The sequence below is a fragment of the Promicromonospora umidemergens genome (assembly GCF_024171995.1).
Classification (GTDB): Bacteria; Actinomycetota; Actinomycetes; order Actinomycetales; family Cellulomonadaceae; genus Promicromonospora; species Promicromonospora umidemergens.
Genome location: NZ_JAMTCT010000001.1, coordinates 751,710 through 769,567 on the forward strand (window position 1 = coordinate 751,710; position 17,858 = coordinate 769,567).

General features: G+C 67.8%; 19 protein-coding genes and 1 pseudogene. 5 read left to right on the plus strand and 15 right to left on the minus strand.

Features of this window, described 5'->3' with window-relative positions:
• Positions 1 to 75 precede the first annotated feature (75 nt).
• From APR04_RS03435 to APR04_RS03485, 11 genes and pseudogenes are all read right to left on the minus strand, one after another.
• A complete protein-coding gene (locus APR04_RS03435) occupies positions 76 to 951 on the minus strand; it encodes a hypothetical protein (protein ID WP_253867933.1) in 876 nt (291 codons plus the stop codon).
• Positions 952 to 1,152: 201 nt separating this feature from the next.
• Positions 1,153 to 2,127 (minus strand): class I SAM-dependent methyltransferase, encoded by a 975-nt coding sequence (locus APR04_RS03440; protein ID WP_253867935.1) that lies wholly within the window; start codon positions 2,125 to 2,127, stop codon positions 1,153 to 1,155.
• Positions 2,128 to 2,299: 172 nt separating this feature from the next.
• Positions 2,300 to 3,394, minus strand: coding sequence for a hypothetical protein (locus APR04_RS03445; RefSeq protein WP_253867937.1), 1,095 nt, complete (start codon positions 3,392 to 3,394; stop codon positions 2,300 to 2,302).
• Positions 3,395 to 4,083: 689 nt separating this feature from the next.
• Positions 4,084 to 4,278 (minus strand): hypothetical protein, encoded by a 195-nt coding sequence (locus APR04_RS03450; RefSeq protein WP_253867939.1) that lies wholly within the window; start codon positions 4,276 to 4,278, stop codon positions 4,084 to 4,086.
• Between the two features lie 17 nt (positions 4,279 to 4,295).
• Positions 4,296 to 5,144 (minus strand): IS21-like element helper ATPase IstB, encoded by an 849-nt coding sequence (gene istB / locus APR04_RS03455; protein WP_253867940.1) that lies wholly within the window; start codon positions 5,142 to 5,144, stop codon positions 4,296 to 4,298.
• A gap of 20 nt (positions 5,145 to 5,164) precedes the next feature.
• Positions 5,165 to 6,811 carry an IS21 family transposase gene (istA, locus tag APR04_RS03460; protein ID WP_253867941.1) on the minus strand — a complete coding sequence of 549 codons (1,647 nt, stop codon included), beginning with the start codon at positions 6,809 to 6,811 and terminating at the stop codon, positions 5,165 to 5,167.
• Between the two features lie 86 nt (positions 6,812 to 6,897).
• On the minus strand, positions 6,898 to 7,377 hold the full coding sequence (locus tag APR04_RS03465) for a hypothetical protein (RefSeq protein WP_253867942.1): 480 nt from the start codon (positions 7,375 to 7,377) through the stop codon (positions 6,898 to 6,900).
• 55 nt (positions 7,378 to 7,432) lie between these two features.
• The gene (locus APR04_RS03470) at positions 7,433 to 8,458 is read right to left on the minus strand and encodes a DNA-processing protein DprA (protein WP_253867943.1); all 1,026 of its coding nucleotides are present in this window, start codon (positions 8,456 to 8,458) and stop codon (positions 7,433 to 7,435) included.
• Between the two features lie 138 nt (positions 8,459 to 8,596).
• Positions 8,597 to 9,688 (minus strand): DNA-processing protein DprA, encoded by a 1,092-nt coding sequence (locus tag APR04_RS03475; protein ID WP_253867945.1) that lies wholly within the window; start codon positions 9,686 to 9,688, stop codon positions 8,597 to 8,599.
• 9 nt (positions 9,689 to 9,697) lie between these two features.
• A pseudogene (locus APR04_RS03480) lies at positions 9,698 to 10,216 on the minus strand (ATP-binding protein); the annotation flags it as partial.
• Positions 10,217 to 10,260: 44 nt separating this feature from the next.
• Complete coding sequence (locus APR04_RS03485; RefSeq protein WP_372496059.1) at positions 10,261 to 11,532, minus strand: IS256 family transposase; 1,272 nt, start codon at positions 11,530 to 11,532, stop codon at positions 10,261 to 10,263.
• 207 nt (positions 11,533 to 11,739) lie between these two features.
• Between APR04_RS03485 and APR04_RS03490 the strand changes: the two genes are divergently transcribed.
• A complete protein-coding gene (locus APR04_RS03490; RefSeq protein WP_253867946.1) occupies positions 11,740 to 12,624 on the plus strand; it encodes an IS701 family transposase in 885 nt (294 codons plus the stop codon).
• A 185-nt stretch (positions 12,625 to 12,809) separates the two neighbouring features.
• Here APR04_RS03490 and APR04_RS03495 read toward each other — a convergent pair whose 3' ends face one another.
• The 3 genes from APR04_RS03495 to hxlB form a co-directional block, all read right to left on the minus strand.
• The gene (locus APR04_RS03495; RefSeq protein ID WP_115932646.1) at positions 12,810 to 13,109 is read right to left on the minus strand and encodes a putative quinol monooxygenase; all 300 of its coding nucleotides are present in this window, start codon (positions 13,107 to 13,109) and stop codon (positions 12,810 to 12,812) included.
• 274 nt (positions 13,110 to 13,383) lie between these two features.
• Positions 13,384 to 14,007, minus strand: coding sequence for a 3-hexulose-6-phosphate synthase (gene hxlA / locus APR04_RS03500; RefSeq protein WP_140036071.1), 624 nt, complete (start codon positions 14,005 to 14,007; stop codon positions 13,384 to 13,386).
• Positions 14,008 to 14,059: 52 nt separating this feature from the next.
• On the minus strand, positions 14,060 to 14,662 hold the full coding sequence (gene hxlB, locus APR04_RS03505) for a 6-phospho-3-hexuloisomerase (protein WP_253867949.1): 603 nt from the start codon (positions 14,660 to 14,662) through the stop codon (positions 14,060 to 14,062).
• Between the two features lie 100 nt (positions 14,663 to 14,762).
• Here hxlB and APR04_RS03510 point away from each other — a divergent pair, with 100 nt between their 5' ends.
• Both APR04_RS03510 and APR04_RS03515 read left to right on the plus strand, forming a co-directional pair.
• Positions 14,763 to 15,608 carry a helix-turn-helix transcriptional regulator gene (locus tag APR04_RS03510; protein WP_253867951.1) on the plus strand — a complete coding sequence of 282 codons (846 nt, stop codon included), beginning with the start codon at positions 14,763 to 14,765 and terminating at the stop codon, positions 15,606 to 15,608.
• Between the two features lie 83 nt (positions 15,609 to 15,691).
• Complete coding sequence (locus tag APR04_RS03515) at positions 15,692 to 16,030, plus strand: hypothetical protein (RefSeq protein ID WP_253867953.1); 339 nt, start codon at positions 15,692 to 15,694, stop codon at positions 16,028 to 16,030.
• On the opposite strand, the gene APR04_RS30910 is transcribed toward APR04_RS03515, so the two are convergent.
• Complete coding sequence (locus tag APR04_RS30910; protein WP_253867955.1) at positions 15,967 to 16,587, minus strand: ImmA/IrrE family metallo-endopeptidase; 621 nt, start codon at positions 16,585 to 16,587, stop codon at positions 15,967 to 15,969. The genes APR04_RS03515 and APR04_RS30910 overlap by 64 nt on opposite strands.
• A 258-nt stretch (positions 16,588 to 16,845) precedes the next feature.
• Here APR04_RS30910 and APR04_RS03525 point away from each other — a divergent pair, with 258 nt between their 5' ends.
• Both APR04_RS03525 and APR04_RS03530 read left to right on the plus strand, forming a co-directional pair.
• Positions 16,846 to 17,151 carry a transposase gene (locus APR04_RS03525; RefSeq protein WP_253867957.1) on the plus strand — a complete coding sequence of 102 codons (306 nt, stop codon included), beginning with the start codon at positions 16,846 to 16,848 and terminating at the stop codon, positions 17,149 to 17,151.
• Complete coding sequence (locus tag APR04_RS03530) at positions 17,148 to 17,618, plus strand: IS3 family transposase (RefSeq protein ID WP_253867959.1); 471 nt, start codon at positions 17,148 to 17,150, stop codon at positions 17,616 to 17,618. The genes APR04_RS03525 and APR04_RS03530 overlap by 4 nt, the downstream gene beginning before the upstream one ends.
• Positions 17,619 to 17,858: the final 240 nt, after the last annotated feature.

Genomic DNA, 17,858 nt, shown 5'->3' on the forward strand with positions numbered 1-17,858 from the left:
TTGTGAACAACTATCGATCGATCTGAGGGCTCCAGAAGGGAGCCAAAGGCTTGCACGGAAAGAAGAGGCCAGTTGTCAGAGTTCGACATCGGATGCAGAGGCCGGCGAAGGGCGCTTGGGTTCCGGGAAATGTCGCCCAGGTGCGTGCTGGCTTGACGCGTTGTTGTTGATCTGGCCCGTGACCGGTGCGGGGATCCCGTCCGGGCGCTGTGGTGTGCTGATGCCTGCCAGGACGTTGTTGGCGATACGGCGGGCGGCCTCACCGATCGTGAGAACGAGTCGGGTGCCGTGGTCGGGGTCTGGAGCGACGGCGAGCTGCGTGGTCGGGAAGGGCGCGGTGCGAGGGTCCAGGCCGGTGGAGGTCACGACGAGGTGCGCGGCCGAGGAGGCGATGATCTTGATCGCGCCGTGCTGGGTGTCGTGTGCTTGCTCCATCACGGGCCGCAGAGCTGCGCTCGTCATGATGTGCGCGAGGTCGGCGACGCGCTGGCTGAGCCGTTGCCAGCCCGGCATGCGTATCGACCGGGCCTGGTGGTCGACGACGGTTTGGGGTTGGTTGGCGTTGTAGGTGTAGATCAGGCTGTAGCCGAATCGTTCGCGTCGTGCCGACAGGTCGTTCCACACGCGTTGCGTGAGCAGGTGGGCTCCGATCGTGTCGGCAGGCTCGATGCCGACGAGTTCTGCGTCGTTGCGCGTGTCTTTTGGCGCAGTTTCGGCCAGGCTGAACATTCGCGTGCTGGGGTCTCGCGGACTGTTGAACGTGTAGTAGCCGATGGCGTGGTCGAGCACCTGACGTCCGGCCAGGTGCCATTGGGCGATATTGCCCAGAAGCCGTGGGAATGGTTCGTCCGGGTCTCGCTGCCCTGTGCTGATGTGCTCCTCGTGCTGCTGAGCGACCTTGAGAATGTCCGCGAACGTGTGCCCGCGGAGCCAGGCCACGTTGCCGAGCATCTCTCCCCAGGTCCCTGCCGGGTCGAAGGTCGCTACGGGCCAGGAGCCCCGGATGGGTTCGGTGTCCATGGGAGAGGTCCTTGTCGCTCGAACGGCTGGCGGTCCTGGGGGTAGGTATGCATATCGATCCGGCACTCTGGAGCCCAGCGTTGGCGCAGGGCTACCGGCGCCCTGCAGAGCGTGGCGGCGGTACTGCATCGCCTAGATGCCGAGCGGGTCCGGGCCTGGTGCGGCTGGCCGACCAGGTGGTGGCGGAGTGGAGGGCCGCCCCCGTGTCGGTCGTACGTGGGCTGTCGTCTCGTGGTGGATGGCTGCGTCGGTGATCACGTCCAGGACGTCGCTCAGGTGCGGTTCGAAGTTCCCGTTCGCGGGTGCCACGGTCGTCAGGTCAGGATCGATCGGGTCCGGGACGATGGTCCCCAGGGCGAACCAGGGTTCGTTCGCGTAGCAGGCATTGATGAGCATGTCCGGCCGGCCATGGACATGAACCGGACTGCGATCGATGAACGGCAGTCCGCTGGCCGGGTGGCTGGGCTCTCGCCGCCGTAGGAGGAGCAGATCGGCAGGACTGTCCTGGAACGGTCCCGCCCGCAGGGCGGACGCGGGCAGACGGACGGCGCCGAGCAGGTCAGCGTGCTGGGCGATCGATCGGCGTGGCTCGGCGTCGGTCCCGTCCAGCAGTTGCCGGTGGGCCAGCGCGACCAGCAGCCCGCCGGGCCGCAGCCAGGACAGTGCGATCCGGATCATCCGGTGATGCTCCAAGGCGATGTCGATCTGGTTGGACCTGTCCAGGAATCTGGTGTCGGCGTAGGGCAGGTTGGCGATCATGACGTCCGAGCCGACCGGGGCATTGGTGGCGGCTGGTTCCAGCCTTAGGTCTGGGTGGGGCCACTGGTCGGCCTGAGGCAGGCCGGCGCTCAGAACGAGGCCGGCCTCGCCGGGGCCGACTGCCTGCGCGGTCCGGGGTGTGCCCGGTGGGTGACCGGCTAGCAGGTCCGCGTCCTGTCCGACTGCCAACAGCCGACCGGAGGTGTATCCGAGGGATTTGATCTGTGCCCACAGATGGATGGCGATCTTCATGTGCGCGTCCGTGGTCGGCGCTCTGACGTGCCAGTCGTGGGCGATCTCGTCCAGTGCCTTAAGTCGGGCGGATTCATCGCTGTCGGCGCTCTGCATGATGGTCCTCGCTTTCCTCCGGCGGTCGCGTCTGTCGGCCGTTCTGGGTTGGTCGGACAGTTGGAAGTGGTTATCGCTGGGATCGGCTCACTGGTTGGACGCGCGGCCTGTTGGTGCAGCCGGGTGGCCGCAGTGTCGGGAGCCACACGGTCGGCCTGCTCGGTGGGTAGGGCTAAGGGCTCGGGAGGCCGGGCCCGGTACCTGGGGGTGTCGTGTCATCTGCTCGGGCGGATCGTGGCGGAATGCTGGTTGCTCGGCGAGGGCGCTGGTGCTTGGTGAGGCGTCCGCTGCGCTGAGCTGTCTGGGTGGCGTCGACCTGTTTCGGATTCCGGCGGGCTGTGCGCACGATGATTTGGCGCAGATAGTCGGGATGGATCTGCCGCTCGATCGCGGTCGAGACGAGTGCGGTCAGCGGCTTGAACGGTTCAGCGTGCAGCAGGAGCCTCAGGACTGGTCGTCTGGGCCAGTGCGTCAGGAACGCGGCAGTGGCCGCGGTGATCGCGAGGGCTGGTCGTTGTGGTGCTGGGGCTGCACGGAAGGTGCGGACCAATACTTGGGTGCGTGCGTGGTGTTGCCGGCTGGTGACGGTGTGCATGAGCACCGCGTCCTGGACAGTGATGTCGGAGCTGATCAGGTGTGCCAGGACCTGCATCTGGGCCGGGTCTTCGGGCCGGCCCGCGGACAGGCGCTTCAAGGCTCGCAGCGCGATACGGGTTCGTGCGCGCGGCGAGCAGTGCGCCGTCGAGGTGCTCCTGTTCGGTTCGAGTCCGTCGAACAAGGGAGTGGGCAGGGGGTCTGTCGGATTCAGCGTCTGGTCCAACGCTCTGGCAGTCACGGTGAGCTCGGACAGGTCGGTAGCGAGGACGCCCTGCGGGAGCGGGTGGTCGGCTCCCCAACCGTCGGCGGTCAGGGCTTGGGTTCGCCAGGTGTCGTCCTGCGCGTGGATCTGGCCCGGGGTGACGGGGAAGTGGCCGTGAAGCGCGTTGGCGAGCCACGCGGCCCGGCCCTGGCCTGGCGGGCCGTACTCGATCACCAGCATCCGGGATATCTCGTCTTGACGCTCCAAGCTGTTTGCCACTTGATACGCCAGATCGTTGGCCACGTTGTGATGTGGGAGGTCCGGATTCCACTGGACTGTGGTGTGTGCGGTCGTCCGCCCGTCGCGGTCGAAGGCCGCCACGGCAAGGTCCGGGTCGGTCAGTTCGCGGCCCACCCAGGACCGCAGGTGTGCGAGGTACTGGCCGAGCTCTTCTTGTAGGTCATCCATCTAGACTGTCCTCTCGCGTAGGGCTGTTGCCGGTTCACGTACGGGTGGCTGAACGTCCGCCTGTGATCCTGAGGACCCCGCGCGAGACAGGTGGGCGCCGGGGACCGCGCCCGGTCACAACGGTGTGGTCTGGCTCAGAACCAGGGCGCCTCCGGAACGCCTCAGGTCTCCCGAGCGTGTTGGGCAGGATCGGATGAGAACAGGCCCGTGCCGCGGCGTTGGGTACGTCGTCGGGCCACCCGGGCGCGCGATTGGTCCGCGTGTGGCGTGTAGGGCAGCGGTGGGCAGGCGGACGGCTCCGAGTAGTTTGGTAGCGCCATGCATCTTGAACTGGATCTGTCGGTCGGGGTGGTCCAGAAATCTGCTGGAGACCAGGGCCCCGCGGGCCTGCGGTGCGCCTGTTCGGGGGCGCGCAGGGAGTACCTGGCTACGGAGGTGAGAACGGGGAGCGTTTGGAGCCCTGTTTGAGGAGCGGTAGACGCTCTCGGGGCCGGTTGTGGAGGTGAGTTTCAGGAGCGGTTGGTGGGGTCCGGGATTCCGCCGTGGTGTGCGGATCATGGCTCCGTCCCGGGCGGCGTCAAGGCCCTTCGGCCCCTGCGGGGTGGCCTGCGGCCAGCCTGGACTCCGTCCGTGCCGTCATGTTGGGCAGGGAGCGGCGGAATCCCTCGTCCTGCGGCTGCCGGGAGAGGTCAGAACGGTGGGTCGTCGGGGTTTGGGTCTTCGTCGCTGACGGTGTCGCCGGGGCTGGGCTGCCAGTCGGGGTTGATCGTGCCGTCGGGCAGGAAGAAGTCTTCGGGCCAGGGCGCAAGGTTGCCGTTCTCGTCCCACCAGCCGGTGTAGTAGTCTGCGGCGGCGCGCTGGTCGGCGTTCCAGTGCTGGGGCACTGGCGAGAGTGAGCCCATCAGGCGCCTGTGGCGGGTTCCTTGCCGCGCTGGTCGCGGGAGTGCGCGAGGCGGTAGGAGTCGGTGCCGGTCTCGATGATCGCGCCGTTGAACGTGAGCCGGTCCACGATCGCGGCGCAGAGCCTCGGGTCGGTGAAGGTCTTGGTCCAGCCCGCGAAGGACTCGTTCGACGCGATCGCGACCGAGGCTTTCTCCTCGCGTTCGGTCAGGACCTGGAAGAGGAGCTCGGCGCCGCGGCGGTCCAGCTCCATATAGCCGAGCTCATCAATACAGAGCAGATCGACGCGTCCGTAGCGGGCGATGGTCTTGGTCAGGGTCATCTCGTCGGCGGCCTCGGCCAGCTCGTTCGCCAGCCGGGTAGCCAGCGTGTACTTGACTCGGAACCCGTTCATCGCGGCCTCGGTCCCGAGTGCGATGAGCAGGTGGGACTTGCCGGTCCCGGAGTCCCCGATCAGGCACAACGGCTCGCCGCGGCGGATCCAGTCGCAGGTGGCCAAAGTGTTGACGGCCGCGGGGTCGATGTTCGGGTTCGCGTCGAAGTCGAACTCGCGCAGCGTCTTGATCCGGGGGAACGCGGCCGCCTTGATCCGGCGCTCCGAGCGGCGTCGGGCGCGGTCGTCGCACTCGGCCATGAGGAGCTCGGCGAGGAACCCGCGGTAGGTCATCTGCTCGCGGGCCGCGGCGTCGGCGTTCGTCTCGAAGTGGGTGCGGATCGTGGGCAGGCGCAGCATCCGGCAGGCCTGGTCGATCGCGGCGTCGGCGGCTTCCTCGGTCATGCCCCGCCGCCTGGGTGCCTTGCCCGTCTTCGGGTCCGTCTTCGGCTTCGCGGGCGGGGTCTGCGTCGTCATCTTCGTCTCTCCTGTCGGGGTCAGCCGCCCGCTTGGTCCTCCCGGCCCCGCCGGCGGCTGGGCAGCAGGTCGTCGTACTTGCTCATGTCCGGCAGCGGGCGGGTGTCGTCGGGCAGCTGCTGGGTGCGTAGCCGGTGTTCGGTCAGCGAGGTCACGTTGTTCACCTGCCGGCGCAGGCAGCCGCGACTGGGCCCGGGTCCGGGCTCGCCGGTGCGGTGGGCGTCGGCAGCCTTGCGGGCTTCGAGGGCGACGCCGTCGGCGGTCAGCGCCCCGACAGTCAGCGCCGCGGCCAGGCCCGCGACGACATACTCGTGGGCCATGTGCCGGTGCAGGAGCAGGACGTCGATCAGCGCGCGGGTGCCCTCAGCATCGCCGTGGGCCTTGCGGGCCGCTTCCCACCAAGCGTCGTGGACCGGGGTGAACCTGCCCGCGGCGCGCGCCTGTTCCAGCGCGGTCGCTCCGGGCATGGCGCCGGGTTTGCGGATCAGGGCTTCGAGGTAGTGGTCCAGTTCCAAGCGGGCCTCCATCTTCCCTGGCAGGCGTTCGTGCCGGGCGATCTGGGTGCGCCCGTCGTAGACGATCAGGTCCGAGGCGCGCAGCAGGATCGAGACCTTCCTGCCGGCGAACCGCACGGGCACCGAGTACCGGTTGGTGCGCATGTTGATCTGGGCGTAGCGGTCGACCCGCTGGTGAGACCACCGCCCGGTCTCGAACTCTTCCTCGGGCAGCGGCGCGAGCAAGGGCTGTTCGATGGCGAACATCTCACCGACGGTCCGGGCCCGCCCACCGATCCGGCGGGCGTCGTCGCCCTGGTCCCAGGCGTCGACCATCTCGTTCAGCTCGGCCAGGGAGGCGACTTTGGGGACCGGGACGAAGTGGTTGCGGCGGAACCAGCCGACCTGTCCCTCGACCCCGCCCTTCTCGTGAGCGCCTTCCAGGCCGGGCTGGCAGTAGAACGCGTCCAGCCCGTAATGCGAGCGGAACAGCGTCCACCGCTCGGTCTCCTTACGGGCACGGGAGAAACCGAGCACGCTCGCGATGGCGGCCTTGAGGTTGTCGTAACGGACCTTGCCGATCGGCAGCCCGCCCAGCACCCTGAAGGCATGGACGTGTCCTTCCAGGAACGCCTCCTGCCCGGCCGAGGCGAACACCTGGTGCACCGCCTTGCCCGAGAACGACATCCGCAGCGAGAACAACGAGCAGACCACCAGCCTGCCAGCCAGCTCGACCGTGACGTCACCAAAGTCGACCTCGGCCTCCGCACCGGGCACGTGGGTCTGCGGGATAAACGTGCGCGAAGGCCCCAACCCGGCCTCGACCCGGATCTCCTCACGACGCTCCGCGACGTACTTCTTCACGATGAAGTACGAGACATCCGCGTCGTGCTCGTCCCGCAGCCGGTCAAAGATCCGCATGGCCGTATGCCGCTGCTTGCGCGGAGCCTTCAGGTCCGCGCGCAGCCACTCATCAACCAGGGACTTGAACTCGTCCAGCCTCGACCCACGAGGCGGCATGGGACGCCGCTGCCTGGGCCAGGCCGAATCCAGCGCAGCCTGAACCGTCTCGAACGAGACGTGGTACCTGCGCTGCAACTCCCGCTTGGAGATCCCGGCACGGTAGTCCCGCCGGATCCCCGCGAACACCTGTGCCCGCGACTCCGCGGCCATCTGCGATCCGTCCGCCGCTCCGTGGCCCCCTGCCGTCCCATCGTGCACCCGCGAGCCCCGTTACGCGCGACCGCTCCTGGAACTCATCACCACAGACTTCCGCCAGAACCGACCGCTCCTGAAACTCGGCTCCAAACGCTCCCGAAAGTCACCTCCGTAGCCACGGGGCGTTCCATGACGTTCTGAGCCGGGGTGTTTGCCTGGTTGTAGATCCGCAGCGACTCGGTCAGTGCCCGCCCGAGCAGGGTGATCGCGCGGTCGGCACTGGCCAGCGGGACGTGGAGCAGATCGGCGACACCGCTGGCCGTCAGCGGTTGCTGGCCACGGCCTCGCACGGTGTAGGTGGCGCCATGAACCGCGAACCGCACGGTGTACGGGACGCTGGTCACTGGCCGGTAGGCGTGGATCACGGCCGCGTGCATCGGACCGCTGGATCCCTCGCCGTGGAACCGAAACTCGTCGAACTCGACATGATCGGGATCCAGGCCGGGCAAGAACTCGATCGCGTCCAACGCCCGCACCACCGGCAGGTCCCACAGCTCGGGCGGCTTCTTATCGTCGTTCATCGCATGCTCCAGGGGCTCGGCGTGCCGGTCGTCCGGGTGTGACCGTGCTCGGGGGTTAGAGCGGGATCATGGCCGCTGAGAGGGGTGGGCCGGGCTCTGGGGGCCGGGGCATCGACGGGTCGTGCCGGGAGGAGCGATCTCCCGCCACGGCCGACGGTGTCGCGGGGCGTGGGGCGGTGATCAGGTTCATGACGTCACTCCCGTGCGTGATCATCCGTGCCGTGTGCTGGCGCAGCAGCTCGTTGGTGCCGCCACTGCCGGGGCTGGTGATCTCGCCGGGAACCGCTCCGACGGGGCGAGCCAGGCGTAGGGCCTCGTGAGCGATCTTCAGGGCGGGGGAGCGGTGCCCGGACTCGGTCACGACGACGGCGTCGGACAATGCGGCGACGAGCCGGTTACGCAGCGCAAGCCGGTCGAGGCTGCTCTTCTGGCCCGGAGGGTCAGCGCTGACCAGTACCCCGCCGTCGGTGGTGATCCAGTGAAACAGTCCGGCGTTGCTGCTGGGGTAGGGGTGGTCCAGCCCGCCGGGAAGCACTGCGACGCACCTTCCCTCACCCGCCGCGGTCCCGATGGCGGCCGCGGTGTCGATGCCCTGACCGCCCGCGGTGACGACGGTGACGCCCCGCATCGCGAGATCGGTCGCCAGATCGCGGGTGACGCGCTGGCCGTAGTCGGTCGGCACCCGGTGCCCGACCACGGCGACGCGCGGCTGCCGGTCGACCAGCACCGAGGGATTTCCGAGCGTCCACAGGACCAGGGGGTGGGCCGTGGTATCACCGGCCAGGGCGGGCCAGCCCGGGTCTGACGGGATCAGGGTGCCGAGCCCGAGATCCCGCGTCTGCGACAGGACATCGTTCACACCGGCCAGGTCCAGGCGCTGGGTGATGCGGTCTAGCCACTGGGCTACGTGCTGGTTGGGGTCGATCGCGCCGGCGAACTGGTGAACCGTGTCGAGCGCGCCCTGCTCGGCGACCAGCCGGGCGGCGAGCTCGTCGCCCGGCACGCAGCCGAGTGCCAGGATGATCCGCGCCGTGCGCTCGTCCGTGGCCATGTTTGCGATCTCGTCGATGTCCTGGCTCATGCTGTGCCCCCTTCGGTGGTGTGTTCTGGTAGAAACCAGGTGCCTCCGCACCGCCACGCCTTGACGCCCCTGGACAACTGGCGCCTGGGCCGGATCGGCAGGTGCGTGCAGACAGGGGGACTCCGCGGGCGCTACGGGTCAGAGCGTGGGCTCGGTGGGTCGGCCTGGTGGGCCGGCGTCTGCGTATCCGGGCCGCGAGAGTGCGCGGTTGTGCACGTGGTGGGACGAGGCTGTGATTCGGGGTCCGACCGTGAGCAGTGCGACGGCGTCGCCGGAGTGGATGATCGCGTGCGCGGCGCGTTCGCGGAGCAGGCTGTTGACTCCGTCGCTGGCACTGCTGGTGACCGGACCGGGCACAGCACCCACGGGGCGGCCGATCCGGACGGCATGATGGGCGATGCCCAGCACGGATGTGCGGTGGCCCGCCTCCGTGAGGACCACAGCCCCGGACAGGGCTGCGATGAGCCGGTTGCGCATCAAGAACCGGGTCCGCCCAGGTCGCTGACCAGGTGGGTCGGCACTGACCAGTACGCCACCGTCGTCGGCGGCCCGTTCGAACAAGGCAGTATTGCTGGCAGGGAAGTGCTGGTCGAGGCCACCGGCCAGGGCCACCACGACCCGCCCGCCATGGGCCGACGCTGCTCCTAGGGCTGCGGTGCCGATCGCGTGCGACCCGCCGGTGACGACGGTGACACCCTGCTGGGCGAGTCCAGAGGCCAGATCGCGGGTGACCTTGACCCCGTAGTCGGTCCCGGCCCGAGACCCGACGACCGCGCACCGCGACGTGTACGGCGCGGCCAGGAGCATGGCGTCCCCCTGGGCCCACAGCGCCAACGGCACCGGTGCGGCGTCGGCTCGCGGGATCGGCCAGCCCGGATCGGACGGGATCACGACCTCCAGCCCGAGCCCTCGGGTCTGCCCCAGGACCGTCTCCAGCTTGTCGGGATCCAGGCGCTGCGCGATGGACTCGCGCCAGGCCCGCATCGGCAGCGTCTCGCCAGGCTTGGGCCCGGTGAGCATGTAGTGCAGCGTCTCGAGCGCGCCATGCCGTGCTACGGCCAGGGCAGCCAGATCGTCACCCGGCTGGCAACCCAGCGTCAGAGCGATCCGCGCCGTCCGGTCGTCCTCAGCAAGGTCGGCGACCCTGTCCAGCGTGTCCATGGTGGTGCTCCGATCGGTACGGGAGTGCGTGGTCAGACGGGTCGCGCTCTGGCTGAGATCACCACTCACGGAATGTGTCTAGAGGGTTCCGCTGGCGCGGGTGCCGGTCTCGAAGAGCCGTGCTTCGTCGGGGTGGAGCTGGGCCTGAACCAGGAACGACCGGTTGCGGATGCGCCACAGGCCCTGGCCGAGACCGAGGGTGGGCAGGAGCGTGGTCTCGGTGCCGGTCAGGCCGAGGGCCTGGGCGGTGGTTCCGAGCTGGTCGGCTTCCTGCCGGTAGATGACCCGGGTCTCCGCGTTGGCCAGGAGCGAGGCGGCCAGAGAACGTTGCGCGGAACCGGCGTCACCGACGTTGTCCAGGTCGGACAGGCGGTGAAAGACGAGCATGTTCGCGATGCCGTAATGCCGGGCCAGGCGCCAGTGCGCGTCCATCCGGCGCAGCAGCGCCGGGTGGGCCATGAGGCGCCAGGCTTCGTCGTAGATGACCCAGCGCTGCCCGCCGTCGGGGTCAGCAAGTGCAGCTTCCAGCCACGCGGAGGCGCAGGTCATCAGGACGCTCAGCGCGTTGTTGTTCTCGGCTACTCGAGACAGGTCCAGACGAGCCTGTCAAGTTGTGTGTGTAAGCGGGCGGAGTCTCGGGGTTAGAGGTAGTGCTCGATGCGCTCGGGGAACGCGATCGCGAGTTGTTCGAGGGCTTTCTTCCAGTTCGTCACGACCTGGCCCTCGACGAGCCGGCCGGAGGCCTTGCGCTCGGTGAGCGGGCGGCCGCGTTCCCGCGCCCGGTCATGAGCGCGTTTGTCCTCGATGTCGCAGATCGCCAGCCAGAGCAGCTTCACGACGGACTGGTCGTTCGGGAAGTGCCCGCGGTTCTTGGTGACCTTCCGCAACTGGAAGTTGAGCGACTCGATCGCGTTCGTCGTGTAGATCACCCGTCTCACCTCCGGTGGAAACGCGAGGAAGGGGGTGAACCGCTCCCAGGCGTTCTCGAACACGGCGACGGTGCGCGGGTTCGCCTTGCCCAGCTCCGAGCCAGCGAACGCCTCAAGTTCGGCGCGGGCGGCGTCAGCGGTCGCGGCCTGATAGATCGGCTTCAGCGCGGCGGCGACAGCCTTGCGTTGCCCGTAAGACACGAACCGCATTGAGGCGCGGATCAGGTGGACGACGCAGACCTGGACCATCGAGTCCGGCCAGGTCGCCTCGATCGCTTCAGGGAACCCCGTCAGCCCGTCGCAGCAGACGATGAGCACGTCCCGGACGCCGCGGTTGGCGAGTTCCGCGCAGACCGCGGCCCAGAACTTCGCGCCTTCGGTGTGCTGCACCCAGATCCCGAGGACGTGCTTGACGCCGTCCATGTCGACGCCGACGGCGATATGCGCGGCCTTGTTCCTGACGTGCCCGCCGTCGCGGACCTTCACGATCAGCGCGTCCAGATAGATCACCGGGTAGAACGCCTCGAGCGGGCGGTGCTGCCAGGCCAGGACCTCGTCGGCGATCTCGTCGACGATCTTCGAGATCGTCTCCCGGGACAGCTCGGTGCCGACCGTGGCGGCGAGGTGGTGCTCGATATCGCGGACGGTCATCCCGCCGGCGTAGAGCGAGATGATCATCTCGTCCAGCTGCGACAGCCGGCGACTGCCGGTCGGGACCAGCCGCGGGGTGAACGTGCCGTTGCGGTCCCGCGGGACCCGCAGCTCAACGTCACCGACGCTGGTGCCCACGGTCTTCGGGAACGACCCATTCCGCGAGTTCTCGTGCAGGTGCGCTTCCGGGTCGCCCTTCTCGTAACCGACGTGCTCGGTCAGCTCGGCCTGCAGCCCACGCTCGAGGCCGGTCTTGATGAGCTGCTGGATCAGCCCGTCCGCGCCGTCGAGCTCGATCTCGCCCGCGTCGATCTTCGCGAACAGGTTGTCCATCACCCCGGACGAGATGAGACGCTGAGCGCCCTCCGCCTGTGCCCTGCGCCGCGCCTCACGCGACGCCTTGTCGATAGCCACCAGTGTGTTTCCTTTCGTAAGGAGACCCACCCCTTACACACACCATTTGACACGCCCCAGGGCCTCTTTGAATTGGTAGCGACCAAGCAACCAAAACGCAAAAGAGACCCTGACATGACTAACTCTATGTCTAGTTCCGATGGCCGCTGGTGCACACGCGCGCGGGAGCTGTACCTGCCCAAGGCCTGGTTGGAGGACCCGGACCGCTGCAGGCGTGCCGGCATCCCGGAAGAGCGGGAAATGGCAACCAAGCCCGTCCTGGCGGCCGAGATGATCGAGCGGGCCCTGGACGCCGGGATCGAGGCCGAGTGGACCACCGGGGATGCCGTGTATGGCCAACATGCCTGGCTCCGCGGCCGCCTGGAGGCCCGCGGCATGCACTACGTGATGGCCGTGCCCATGAACCAACGCGCCATCACCCCCGGAACCTTGGGCGTTGAGGGGCGTGCCGATCAGCTCTTCGCGGCCCTGGACGGGCGCGCCTGGCGCACCCGCACCGCGGGGACCGGAACCAAGGGCGAACGGCTCTACGCCTGGGCGAGGATCCGCATCAACGGCCCCGCCGAAACCGGCGAGCACTGGCTGCTGGCCCGGCGCTCCCTGAAGGACCTGACCGACCTGGCGTACTACTTCATCTGCCACGCTCCCGAGTACGTCACCCTGGCCGAGCTCGCCCGGGTCGCCGGGGCCCGCTGGGCCATCGAGGAAACCTTCCAAACCTCCAAGGACGAAACCGGCCTGGACCACTACCAGGTCCGGCAATACACCGGCTGGTACCGGCACATCCATGTTCTCCCACGCGTTCCTGAGCGTCATCCGCTCCAAAAAGGGGGCCCGCACCCAAGTTCCGAGCACTTGGTAAGGCTCTCCCTGCCCGAAAGCAGGCACCTCATCACCCGCATCGCCTGGCACCGGCAGCCGGACCCACACCACGTCATCCGATGCTCACTCTGGCGACGACAACACCACGCCCAGCAATGCCACTACAAAGCCCGCGGCCACACCCCATAAACGCGACTGTAGTACTAGATGGACGCGATCACGACCGACACAAGGTTCGCGAACATGCCGATCGTGATCGACCTAAGTTGGCGAGAACAGTGGCTTACGGCACGCACGCGTTGGTTCCGCCAAATATTCGCTGTTCTCGTCAGCTGAAATGGATGGGCAGAGAGATCTCACGGTTGCGGTGGCGGCTACGCCGGGAGCTTGTCGGCGAGAAGGTCGATCTTCTCGATCTGCGGTTCGGAGAAGAGCACGCCGGTGTTGGGTCCGAGCGCCTGGCCGACACCTCCGGCGAGGTGGGCGTCTCTGGCCTCATCGTCGGGGAACACGTCGAACACGCCAAAGGTAGAGGGGCCAAACCGGATCGCGAACCAGGCGACAGTGCCTGGCTCTTCCATCACGATCGACCGCGCCCCGGTGAGGAAGTCTGCGAGTTCGGTCTCCTTGCCCGGCAGGGCTTCGAGACGCACGAGGAGAGCTTTGGTCACCATGAACGGACTCCTTGACTTTGCGGCGGCATGGCACCCGGTTGGCAGTACGCCGCCGTCGGGAAACTTGTCCTGTACTCTACACCGACGAGCGAAACCAGTGTATTCTGCCCACGGTTCTCTCCAGAGCATCCACGACATCCGCGTATCCGTCTGATCCTCTCGTGTCACCGAGACAGACGCGTAGGGCGGCTGGTCACGGTGGTCAGTCAGGGTGCAATCGAAGGCCGCATGGGTTCGCGGGTGTTCCGCGACCCCATGCGGACATCGACTCGGGCTAGGCGATCGCGGCGCGCAATTCGGCGGCAGCGGCCCCGACGTCTGGTGCGCCGTAGATGGCTCCGCCAGCGACGGCGACCTGGGCGCCGGATGCCTGGACGGAGGCGATGGTCGACGCGTTGATGCCGCCGGCGACCGAGAACGGCGAACCGGAAGCTTCTCCGTCACGCAGGAGAGTGGCGAAGGTGAAGCCTTCTTCCGCCTGCTCATCGAGTCCGGCGTGCATTTCGACGAACTCGGCGCCGAGGGCGACGACCTCGCGGGCACGGGCGGGCTTGTCGGCGACACCGATCAGGTCGACGACGATGCCTTTACCGTGCTTCTTCGCGGCCTTCACCGCTCCGGCGATGGTGCTGTCACCGGCGACACCGAGAACGGTGACGAGGTCAGCGCCCGCGGCGAACGCGATGTCGGCCTCGAGCTCGCCGGCATCCATCGTCTTGAGGTCGGCAAACACGATCTTGTCCGGGTGCGCAGCCTTCACGGCGGTGATCGCCGACAGGCCCGCGCTCTTGATCAGCGGCGTGCCGAGTTCGAGGATGTCGACATGTGGCGCGGCGGCAGCGGCGAGCTCGAGCGCTGCTTCGGTGGTCAGGGTGTCCATGGCGAACTGCAACTTCATAGTGTTTCTTTCTGGTTGTGGTGCGAGCCTCCGCGTATACGAGGAGGTGGTGTCATTCGAGATTCGAGTGCCGGGGCCAGAGCTCGTCTGCGCTCTGCCCCGAACGCAGCCAGAGGCTGTGGAACAGAGCGTCGCCGAGCAGCATGACGGTCTGCTCGAACAGACCGCCCGCGTACTGCGCAGAAACGGTGCCGGAACGGTCCAGCTTTCCCGCGGCCGGCACGACCACCACGGCGGTGTCGAGCGCAGCCAACGGCGACGCTGCGGCTGTCGTGATGACGGCGACCTTCGCGCCAGCCTTCACCGCGGCATCCGCCCCACGAACGATCGATGTCGTCGTTCCTGAGCCGCTTGCCGTCAGCAGCACGTCGCCGGGGCCGATCGCCGGCGTGGTCACGTCGCCGACGACGTGCACGGTCAGGCCGAGGTGCATGAGGCGCATGGCAGTCATCTGCAGGGCGATGCCGGAACGGCCCGCCCCGAGCACGAAAATCCGCCTGGCATTCGCGAGGGTTTCGGCGAGGTTGTCGAGGTCGTCCGCTCGGTGTGTCATCACCGCGTCGGTCGTCGCCCTGACTTCCTCCAGGATGAGGGAGAGGGATGCCGTCACGCCGGGTGGCGAGGGCGTCGATACGTCACGGTCCACAGCAGTCATGTATCCATGGTCGCCGGGTTGCGGCAGCGACGCGCCCGCCCAGCGGTGGAGTGGACCTACCCATTGCGGTAGGTACAGGTTGGCCGGGTAGGTTGAAGCGGTGGGCAACAACAACGAGCTCGGTCCGGTCTCTCGCAGGCTTCAGGTCGAGCACGCGCAGGCGATGGCCGAACAGGCTGATCGGCATGCTGTGACGCTCGAGTCGATTCTCGCGGTCCTTCGTTCGACGCGACTGGAGGACCGCGCAAGCCGCTCGACGGCGCTCGATCTGGCATCCGCTGCCCTGATCGAGCTGCGCAGCACGACCGACCAGCAGCTGGGCACCATGCTCGAGCCGGTGGATGGGGCATTCGCGCGGCTCCGTACCGACCTTCGTCCGCTCGCGCGCTTCGGCGGCCTGGACGTGCAGTTCGTCGAACCGCCGACCGGTGGGCGGGCGCTGCCAGGGGAGGTGGCTCATGCGGCTCGCGCGATCGTTCGCAGCGCGGTGCTCGCGCTTGTCGACCAGGAGGAGGCGAAACGGGTGCGCATCCAGTGGGATTGCGACGGCCTCAACCTGCTCATCGGCATCCGCGACGACGGTCAGGGCGAGATCAGCGCCCACGACGACGCGCTCAGGCCCATCGCCGAACGTGTCGCTACTCTCGACGGCGACCTGGAGGTGTCGTCGACGACAGGCTGGGGGACATCCCTCGACATCCGGCTCCCGCTCGACCCTCCGGCAGAAGCAGAGCCGCTCGAGGACTCGGTGAACTTCAGCCCGCGGGAGCGCGATGTGCTCCGCCTGGTGGCATCGGGAGCTCGCAATCGTGCAATCGCGGATCAACTGGGAATCAGCGACAACACCGTCAAGTTCCACGTGTCGAATCTGCTCCGCAAAACGGGCGCCCGGTCGAGGGGAGAGCTGACAGCGATTGCCGCGAGCTCGACCAGGAACAGGGCCTGACTCGACGGACCCTCGCCCTCCTTTATAGGCGCTGGGGTGGCATCCGTAGCAGTAGCCCGCACCACCATCGAGGAGGAGACGCCATGTCCGACACCATCACCACCAGCCCCACACCGGAGAAGCCCACCCTCCTCGACGCGGTGGCCGAGTTCGCCTCCGTGTTCTCCCGCGGGGACACCGCCGACGACCTGGCCGTGCGCCTCAGCTGCGCCGAGGTCGACGCGCTGGCCGGAATCCTGCGAGCATTCGGGAGGGACGAAGCCGCAGACCTCTGGATCGCGGAGCACGCGACCGACGACGACGAGGGCGACACCCACACCCTTGGGGCTGCGTTGGCGGCTCAGCCGCCCGGCCGCTGTCAGGCGGCGTCGGCCTCGTCGGTGTCCTCGTCCTCGGGGTCGAGAATCGCGGCGATCTGGTGAGCGGTGGCGAGCACACGGGCAGCGGTGCCGCGGATCAACTCGACGTCGGCCTCGGCCCACCCGGCGACGTAGCCGACGCTATAGGCGCTGGTGTCGAACCCGACGAGCCCGGCGACGACGTAGGCGACGCTCTCGGCTTCTGTCTCCATGAGCCCGCGGCGCTCGGCGTACCCGGCGAGGTCGTCGACGTGGCCCATGAGCACGTGTGCCGTCTCGTGAATCATGGTTTTTGCGGTGTGCTCGGGGCTGAGGTGGTTTCCGATGACGACGCGCTGGCCCTCGGGGTCGCTGTAACCGTTGCGGCCGCCGCTGAGGTCCTGATGCTCGACCGTCCACCCTTCGCCGTCGAGGTAGGCGCTGAGTGCGTCCACGACGCCGTGTCCATCGGCGCCGGTGAGGTCGTCGACGATGCTCGGATCGGCCGCCCCGTCGACGAGATCGGTCTGTGCGACGTCGAACACGGAGAGGACGGGGAATCGCGCGATGCGCTTTTCTTGGCTCTCGCCGTTCTCGTCCTCCTCGGTCACCTTCTTGGTGCTGTAGCCGAAGATCCGCACGGCACGCGGCTACCTCGCTTTGACTTCGACAGGCTCGTCGACACAGAACAATGCGTTCAGCCGAACGTACTGGCGTCGGTGAGCAGGCGCCGGTGCGGCACCGGTCGAACACGTCGCCAGCAATTGATGACGTTGTCACGGGCCGCGTCCCCTCTCCCGTGAACGTACCTTCTCGGATCTGCTGTCGGGGGGCGTGAGGAACGAATCGGTGACAACTGATCGTTAGCGTCGGGAGGCGCTGGCGGGGAGGATGTCATCATGCCCGGTCCCTATCCCAGAGAGTTCCGCAAGGACGTTGTCGCGGTCGCTCGCAGCCGTGAGAGCGGCGTCACCATCAAACAGATCGCCACTGACTTCGGTATCAGCGAAGCGACGTTGCAGAACTGGCTCCGCCAGGCCGACGTCGAAGAAGGCAATCGGCCTGGTCAGACTGCGGCGGATGCTGCGGAAGCGCGGGAGTTGAAGAAGCGGATCCGCCTACTCGAGCAGGAGAACGAGGTGCTCCGGAGGGCTGCGGCGTATCTGTCGCAGGCGAATCTGAAACTCGGTGGCTCCCCAAAATGACGTACCCGCTCGTATCTGAGCTCGCCGAGGACGGCATCCCCGTCACGGTGTCGTGCCGGGTCCTCAAGCTCGCCCGCCAGCCCTACTACCGGTGGCGCAACGACCCTGTCCGGGACGCGGACGTGCTCCGCGCGCACCGGATCAACGCCCTGCACGACGCTCACCACGACGATCCGACGTTCGGCTACCGATACCTCGCCGACGAGGCCCGCCGTGCGGGTTGGCGGATGAGCCGCCGGACGGCATGGAAGTTGTGTTCTCAGGCCGGGATTCTCTCGTCTGCGCAGCGCCGCCGACGCGGGAAGGGCAAGAAGGCTGGCCCGCCGGTGTTCGATGATCACGTGAAGCGCGTGTTCCGCGCTGACGCGCCGAACCGGGTGTGGCTGACCGACATCGAGCGCTGCGAAGCGCTGCTGAACCTTGCGGTGATGGAAGGGCACCGCTCTCGGTCCGTCGCAGCGGGCTGAGGAAGCTGGAGGACGGTCGTCCGGGTCGGCATGGGCTCGGGTGGCGGAGCAGTCCTCGACAACGACGGGACGTCCCAGCACTGCCAGATGGGGCGGGTCCGGCTAGCAAGACGGAGAGGCATACGAGAGGAACCAGTGGCTGAAAGCCCCTCAAGTCGAGACCACCGACCCCGAGCCTGGCGGGTATGGGTCGGGTTGCACTGCGTACCCGCGTCGGCGCTTCGGCGGCGACGTCGGGGA